This is a genomic window from Pirellulales bacterium (assembly GCA_035499655.1).
Classification (GTDB): domain Bacteria; phylum Planctomycetota; class Planctomycetia; order Pirellulales; family JADZDJ01; genus DATJYL01.
In genome coordinates, this window is record DATJYL010000052.1 from 1 (window position 1) to 7659 (window position 7659).

The 7659-nt window shown below is 52.0% G+C and carries 8 protein-coding genes; 2 read left to right on the forward strand and 6 right to left on the reverse strand.

Annotated elements, in window-relative coordinates; translation table 11 throughout:
- Positions 1-236: 236 nt before the first annotated feature.
- Entirely contained in the window at positions 237-386 is a 150-nt protein-coding gene (locus tag VMJ32_03470; protein HTQ38058.1) for a hypothetical protein, read from the reverse strand.
- Positions 387-468: 82 nt separating this feature from the next.
- Here VMJ32_03470 and VMJ32_03475 point away from each other — a divergent pair, with 82 nt between their 5' ends.
- Positions 469-660 carry a hypothetical protein gene (locus tag VMJ32_03475; GenBank protein HTQ38059.1) on the forward strand — a complete coding sequence of 64 codons (192 nt, stop codon included), beginning with the start codon at positions 469-471 and terminating at the stop codon, positions 658-660.
- A gap of 51 nt (positions 661-711) precedes the next feature.
- Here the strand turns inward: VMJ32_03475 and VMJ32_03480 are convergent, their stop codons facing one another.
- Together VMJ32_03480 and VMJ32_03485 are read right to left on the reverse strand one after the other, a co-directional pair.
- A complete protein-coding gene (locus VMJ32_03480) occupies positions 712-2445 on the reverse strand; it encodes an AAA family ATPase (protein ID HTQ38060.1) in 1734 nt (577 codons plus the stop codon).
- Positions 2446-2543: 98 nt separating this feature from the next.
- Positions 2544-2843: a hypothetical protein gene (locus tag VMJ32_03485; GenBank protein ID HTQ38061.1), complete on the reverse strand. Its 300-nt coding sequence runs from the start codon at positions 2841-2843 to the stop codon at positions 2544-2546.
- 180 nt (positions 2844-3023) lie between these two features.
- Here VMJ32_03485 and VMJ32_03490 point away from each other — a divergent pair, with 180 nt between their 5' ends.
- Positions 3024-3470: a hypothetical protein gene (locus tag VMJ32_03490; protein ID HTQ38062.1), complete on the forward strand. Its 447-nt coding sequence runs from the start codon at positions 3024-3026 to the stop codon at positions 3468-3470.
- Between the two features lie 177 nt (positions 3471-3647).
- Here VMJ32_03490 and VMJ32_03495 read toward each other — a convergent pair whose 3' ends face one another.
- From VMJ32_03495 to VMJ32_03505, 3 genes are all read right to left on the reverse strand, one after another.
- On the reverse strand, positions 3648-4982 hold the full coding sequence (locus VMJ32_03495; protein ID HTQ38063.1) for a tyrosine-type recombinase/integrase: 1335 nt from the start codon (positions 4980-4982) through the stop codon (positions 3648-3650).
- Between the two features lie 3 nt (positions 4983-4985).
- Positions 4986-5225: a helix-turn-helix transcriptional regulator gene (locus VMJ32_03500; protein HTQ38064.1), complete on the reverse strand. Its 240-nt coding sequence runs from the start codon at positions 5223-5225 to the stop codon at positions 4986-4988.
- A 420-nt stretch (positions 5226-5645) separates the two neighbouring features.
- On the reverse strand, positions 5646-7659 hold a 2014-nt coding region (locus VMJ32_03505), incomplete at its 5' end, for a phage/plasmid primase, P4 family (GenBank protein HTQ38065.1).

The window sequence follows — 7659 nt, forward strand, 5'->3', positions numbered from 1 at the left end:
GCCATCTTGAGTCGATTCGCCATCTTGGCCTCCTTCCGCGGCAATTGCCGCTAAGAAGGCCATTAGGCCAAATCGTCCGTGCTCAAGCTGGCTGGTTTTAATGCGCCGATGGGTGGCTGGTTTTAAGCGCCGACTGACAGCACTGGCGGCAGCGGCTGATAACGAATCTTCCGGACAGTAGCTCCGGTGGAAGTGTCTGTGGCACCAGGAATGTCCAACCCCCCGGTGCCACAGTTTTATTTTGGGATGCAACGATGCAAGGCATGGTAACCAATGTCAAGCTCGACCGTGGCTTCGGTTTCATCCTTACCGCAGACGGCCGCAGCATCTTTTTCCATCGTGACGATTTGGCGGAACTTCTTCCGTTCGACCAAACACTGGTTCATCGGAGGGTGGAGTTTGAAATACAGTCTACCCGCAAAGGCCCCAAGGCGGTAAAGATCAAACCCGTCCAGTGCGAGTCAGGCCATGCCCCAGCCCCAAGAATTCTATCTGCCCACCTTGGATGAGATTGCCCGGGCCACGGCCGCATTGCGGCAAACATGGTCCGAAGCCGAACACCATCGCCGGGCCGGCATTGAACCCCGCCGGGTGGAACTGGCTGTCCTACCGGACGCCGTGTTGTTTCCCGATCCTGCCCCATACCACTTTCAAAGTTAGTAAATTCCACCAATTGAACATGCTGTAGGTACTCTATTACAACTTATACAGTTACGTTTGAACGGGTCCAATGATTGCCTGGAACATATCCACAAGTTCTTTCGGCACCAATCGCAGGCGTTTCATCGCCTCCAATAACTGCGGTCTGGTCGTCTGATGTACTTCATACACTCTCTGAGAAAGATCGTGCCCTCGTTTGTCGCGAAAGACTGTGGAATAATTAACGACTTTTCCATTAGTAAAAGTTACAGTCATGGACTGAGCTGATCCGTCGTTAATTTTCGCCAATACGGGTTGCGAAATATGGTCAACGATCCGCTGTAATAACTCGTTCGGCAACTCTTTGATTTTACAGCTTTCGCCCGCGACTAACGAAACGCCCTCCACCAACGGCGGTTTGCTTTGGTTGAGCAGGCATTCATACACAACGAGTGGATCAAAAATGTAATTTTCGATGCTGTGCCGTGGCAATAGATGGACATTGTCAGTAGATGGATTGTCGCGGTCACGATCTATCACGCCGTGCAATAATTGTCCGAGACCGGATGCGGCAAGCTTTTTCACCCATTCCCCGACTACCGTACATCCACCTGCGACTTTATCTTTCCCCATACCGGTTGATGCCGGCTGGAACACCGGCAGCGGATCAAGTGACGTTTCGGTTTCCGACGCGATCAGGTCTCGCACAATGTTGTAGAAGATAACGTCGTCTTCATCCTCGACCAAAACGCACCGCGTATTCTTTAGCACTGCTACTAGATTTGCGGAAAGTCGGGCTAGCGTAGCTTCGATAGACCTCACGGGTCGAATGCGTTCGCCTGTTGGAAACACCTCGAACAGTTCTTCACGGTTAAGAAGGGCTACCGTATCAGGACGATGAGTTGTCGCGACGATGCGGCAGCCAAACTCTTTACCGATTACGTCCCTCAAACCATGATAAAAACTACGAATAACCGCAGGATGTAGATGGGCATCTGGTTCATCTAAGAGCAGTAACTTTGGAACAATTCCATTATGTCGTGAATTGAAGAAAAGAAGGATGAGCCCCACCAATGTCATTTCGCCTGAGGATAGATCATTTGGCAAAATGGGAACACCTTGAGGGCCAATTATCCGAAGCTTATATATAACCTTCAATCCAGTCCCTTCGGGCGAATTAAATTTAAGTTCAATTCCAGCGGCTGAAAGCAACCGATTAACTTGTTGCCACGGCGGCACTCCGATAGCTTGGATTATTTGCTCCTCAGTTGGTGTCTGTTGCTTCGCCTCGCAAGCCGACAATATCAATTCTAACCTTGCGAGATAGTAGTGTTCACACGCTTGTGCGAGACCACTTAAGACTGCATTGAATCCGTGCCGTTCTTGAAAAAGAGCCTCGGGTGGCAAAACGTTCAGTATTTCGTCTTCGGTTAATACACTTAAGGATTTGCCAGTTCTTTTTTGGACGACTTGTTGAATCCGAACTGTACGCCCACCTTGATTCTTCCGAAATTCACCCCGGTAATAACTCATTAGGGCCTTAGAAACAGAATCCTGAGTCGCGAGATGGTCACCGCCTAGCTCCCATTTTCGTATAAACAGTGCTTCTTCTCTCTTTATCGGGAACCCATCAAGTCTTGCTTTCTGTGGTTGTCCGGGAATTGCGATCCCGTCAGAAATCAATTGGAGAATCTGCGTTTTGCCTGCTCCATTTGGTCCAGTAAGAACTGCAAAATTAGGAATTCCGTTCCACTTAAACGGTGCCACAATCGACTTGTAGCGGCCGGACTGAAAGACAACGTTCAAATCATGCTCCTCTAAATCTTGTTTATCGAATCGAGCGGGGTCGGTTACCAGGTACGCTGCTAATAAATTCCACGTTTCCCGTAAGGTATTCGGTAGAACTAAGCTTTCTTCCTATATGCCTTTGAAAACTTCACCAAGTCTGCTTTGAATACTTCCTGTAGTTGCTCGGCGTTGGCTCGGCAGTTCCTTGCTACCCCCTGTAGAGTTTCGATGGCATCTTGTGGCCTGATTTGTTCCTTCAACAACGATGCGGCACGGCTTTCCAGTTCGGATGCGGTTGATTTATACCGTTCAATGTTTTCGATCATTCGGTAGAGCAAGTGAATAAGGTAGCCGTCTTCTATCTGGTCACCAAACGCCCTTCCTACTTCTTGTCGTAAGTCAATCTCCTCAGCCATCGCGTCACCTCTAGGCAATAGTTTTTCAGGAACACAACGGGGGTATGTACCCCTGCGGGCGTCATTTTACACCCCTAAACCCCTCTTTTGCTACGGCTGGCTAGAAATGAATTCTCTGCCGAGAATTGCCGAGCGAACCCGCTTAGGATAGACGGACGCCCATCGGCTACAATACGGGGTATGAAACCGATCTATCTGCTTGTTCTATACTTGCTGCTTGTCGGATGCAGCCAGCAGCGTCCGCCAGAAGTACGTGAATTCCCAGACGGCTTTCATGGATGGGCATTGATCGTGTGGGAGGTGCCTGGCTATCCAGAGCTTCCAAGCGACACTGGTAAGATTGTCGAGCGATTTCCCGCTGACGGTCTTATCATCACTTCGTCAAAGCAGAATTTCGGCTGGGCTCGCGATGAAGAGTATTATCTAGACGAGGAGGGGCATCGGTTATCATCGCTTCCACATATTGCACTCGAACATTTGGGTAGACGAGAAAACAATGCAGGGTGCTGCATGTACTTTTCGGAGTTGTTTGTCGGCACTGATGCGGAAGCTGAACACGCGAAGGGCAAGCGGTCCGACGACGACGTTTTATATAGACGCATCTGCCCGGATACAAAGTTGCGGTAGTCGAATTAGCGGGCAGACGGACCAATTAGCGGGCAAAAGGGAATTATTGGGCAAAGCCCCTATGACAGTGAACACCTGAACACAAAGCAAATCCGGTAGTCTACCGGTTTCGCATTCCGCACTACAGCTATTCTTCGAGAAAAACAGCAATCGTGTGCAATGGCTTGCAATCCCGCGTCAGCACGCTAGAATCGCAGTATTGTTCGGGAAAAACAGGCTTTTCAGCCGGCTCCCAAGGCAAGCTGTTAACCGCTGGGTCGTAGGTTCGAGTCCTACTCGGGGAGCTAGGACACTTGTAAACTGCCGCATCCCGTCGCATTCTTCGGAAGAAACGGGGTGCGGCATTTTTTTTTGCGAATCGATGCGAATCGAATCGGCTGCATACTGCACCGGATTGTGCAGCGCGCTGCACGCGGCGTCAAAGTGAGCATCGGTAACTTGTAAGTAGTGCTTCGCCGCCACGGCCTGCGTATTGCCCATCCAATAGCAAACCACATGGATAGGGTACATATCGCCCAGTTCGGTCTCCCTCGTGCTACGCAGATTCTGGAACAGCTTGGGCCACGGCGTCAGACCGGCCTTACGGATGATCCGCTCGAATTGCGTCCGCAGGTTCGCATTGGGGTCTCGGTACCTTGTAAGGACGTATTCAGTTCCCGCCTCAGCTTGCTCCCATACCGCTTCTAGGTGCGGCCGTAGGGCGGGGAATATCGGAATCGTCCTTTCGCCCTTGCCTTCGTGGTGTTCCGTCTTGGGGCTGTGAACGGTCAACCGGCCACGCTCCCAGTCCACGTCCGCCCATCGCAAACCAAGATGCTCTGACGGGCAACGTAAACCGCCATAGCGACTCAGAGCGAACAGCAACCGCCATTGGGCATCCGGGCAGGCTTCGATAACCCTTTGGGCATCGGACTGGCTCAGGAAGTATTCGCGGGCTTTGTTGGCCATCACGTTGATACCCTTCATTTCCGAAAATGGGTTGCTGACAATCAATCGCCGCTTTACCGCGGCATGAAAGAATTGCCGGGCGCGGCCACAGGTGCGTCGGACAGTGTTTTCACCCAGACGCTTGCGAATTGCTACCCGGAATTCGTCGGCGTCGCCTTCCGTCATGTCCGCCAGGGGCTTGTCGGTCCCAAAGTATCCCACTAAATCCCGGCGGGCACGTTCCAAGTGAAGCTTTGTGTTCGGCTTTACGTCTGTACGCTTGGCGATGTAGCCGTCGATGAACGGTCCCAGCGTGGCCTTTTCCGGTGCGGCACGCTTGGGCACCAATCCGACCTTAGCCAGCTTGTCGTACAAAGTCGACTCCAAGCCACCGACCCATTCGGCCGTTTCCTTATCCCAGCCGATCCGGGCCACTGCCGCCCCGTTTAGCGATTCGACCTTGGTTTTGATTTCCCGCACAGCCTTCAATGGCAACTTACCCAGGCGGATCGACCGACGCCGACCGTCACCGGCCACAAACTGGATCGTGCGGTTTCCGTTGCCATCCTTTGAAATGCTGGCCATATGTCATTTACCTTTCATGTCTGATGTTCTGCCCAATACGATTTTCAAATGTAGGAATTCGCCGAGAGCATTAAGTGCTTCCATCGAAAGTCCTCGACGGCCATTGTAGAACTTTGCCAGGGCGCTTTCGTCGATGCCGGTTCGCATGGCAATTTCGTATCGCGTTAGGCCACAATCGTCGATCGCTTGCCGCAGTTGGTCCGTTAGTTTGTTACACTGTCTTTTTGCCATTGCGGCTATCATACCATTTACTGGTCTTTATGTCCAGTATCAATCGCATACCAAAAGGGAAAATCAACAAACTTCCCGCAGTCAGCACAGTCGCGCCGAGTCGATCGACCACTGTGAATCGGAACGTCTATGAATCTCGCCGATCCGCACAGGCAAAGAGCGGCTTGGCCGCAAGTGACTTCTCGGCAACGCCCTGGGGAGTCAGAGTCATCCGCGCCAATCGGCTCGCCGGTTGCGGGATTGGGAATTTCGTCCGGGAGTTGAACTGATTGACTCAGCCATGCCGGCGGCCAGCTTGTGGTCCGCGACGGTCCGCGGCCTTGTCCATTGTGCGCTATTTGAGTATTCTTTTCGCCCATTCTTTAATTTATTCCTTCTCGTGCGCGCGTGCGCGTAAAATGCCCAGGGCCGCGGACCGTCGCGGACCTGTCGTCATGCAGCATGAGCCTTTACTCCGACATAAAACCTTTCTCGTACACCACTTGTGTTCTTGCGAACCCGGCGAATCGCCGGAATAGCGGTGGTGAGGTCGCGCCCAAAAATTTGTTCGGTCCCAGGATCTCGGCGTCCCACGATCTCGCACCATCGTTTCCACTCTGAATACAAGCTGCAGATTGATGTCTCGTATTCTGGCCCGATCAAACATCGCTCACGCACGAAGGCACCGATGGGACTGCCAAGATCGTGCATATCCTCAACCAGCTCTTCACCGCCACGCGGCTGTTCGAACCGACCACGCTCGCGGAGTCGCCGCCAGCCTTCAATTGCCCAAAGAAGGATTCCGGGCAATTCAACCAGGAGTTTCTGCGTCAAATCGGTATCCTCGCGGCCGAAGAAGCTTTCGGTCAGCCGCAGCACGATAAACCGCCCCGCCAGGGCTCCGCTCGAATCCGAGAGCCGCGGCAATTCGTTGGTGAGGATTATCAACCTGGTCGAAAGCTTGCATGTAACCGGCTCCAAAAACTTCCGATCGACAGTGACGGCATCTTCACCGCTGACGCTTAAAAGGCGTTCGGCAATGATCGCTTGGTCGCTCTTATGACTCAACCTAGCATCAGAGATGATAGCTACAGACTTTCCGAGTAGCGGCCAAAGCCCAAAATTTTGGGAAAAACTTGCAAGTGTCGGGCCAGCAACATTGGCTCGACCAACTAATTCTCGCAAGACACGAGCAATTGTCCCCTTCCCGCTACGCTTTGGTCCTAGTAGCAATAGGATTTTTTGATAACGGGTGTCTTGGGTAAGCAGGTATCCCAGCCATTCCTGTAGAACCTCGATCGAATGTATATCATCGCCCCACAGACTATGAAGGAATGAAAGCCACTCTTTGGGTTCCGGAAACTGCGGATCAAAGTCAAACTCCAGGGCAGCGGTTCCGAAGAACCTCGGAGTTGAATTGATCTGATAATCGTCCTTGCTTTCGACGAGCGACGGCAGGTGAACTAATTTATTCCTGGTTGCTAAAATCTCGTCAGCGGGCCAGTCAGTTGGTACTTCGCAGATCCAGCATGGTGGATCATGCTGCGTGCTAAGCATTGCTTGTGCGCGAAGGTGGTCACAGACGTTGTTCGTGTTTCCGCTGGATAGCTTTCGATAAACCACATCCAGAGACCGAATTACTTGTGCCCTTACTTCTGACTGCGGGATGATCCGGTACGCTCCTCTTCTCCAATGGAGCCATGTTTCATTGTGATATTGAAGACAAGGCACTCCGTCCGTTTCGGTGGTTTTCAGAAAAGAGCGGGCTTCATCACCAGGATCAAGCTCGCTCGCATCCTCCTTTTGCGATGTCGATACATCAGCAGTGGCAGGCAATAACTCACACAACGGCAGTGCCTCGATATTGGCTGCGATCTCTGAATCGGTTTTGCCTTGATCTCCACATGCGGCGATAAAATTACAAATATCACCGCTAGGAGAGAGACCTGGAAGCCGCTTTATGTGACACTTTGCAGGAGGGGTTAGTTTGGAAAGCCATCTAGCAACTGATGTAGCGTACATCTCTCCCGCCGGATCACTGTCAGGTAGTAGAATTACTTCTTTGCCGGCGAGCGGCGACCAGTCAGTGTTTTTGCCACCATTTGCGCCGTGTGCAGATGTAGTCGTTACAAAGCCAAGTTGCTTTGCTGCCTCAGCACACTTCTCGCCCTCGACGATATATACCTTCGATGCAGTCGGAATTGATGGCAGGTCGTAAAGTGGCAGCTTGCCTGGCGGATCGCCACGCTGCCAGAATTTGCCGGTGTAGTAGTAAGGCCTGTAGGTCTTATTGCCATCATCTAAATCAACGCGAACGACCGCCATTACATCTTTGCGGTCAACTGATTGATAGGTCCAGATCGTCGCGTTAGTGGCGGTCTTCTTTGTTTGCCATTCTGCTTGCCGACATGCATCACCTTCGACCGAATACCTGTGACGCTCGGGTGATCGCAAAAAATGCAGAGGC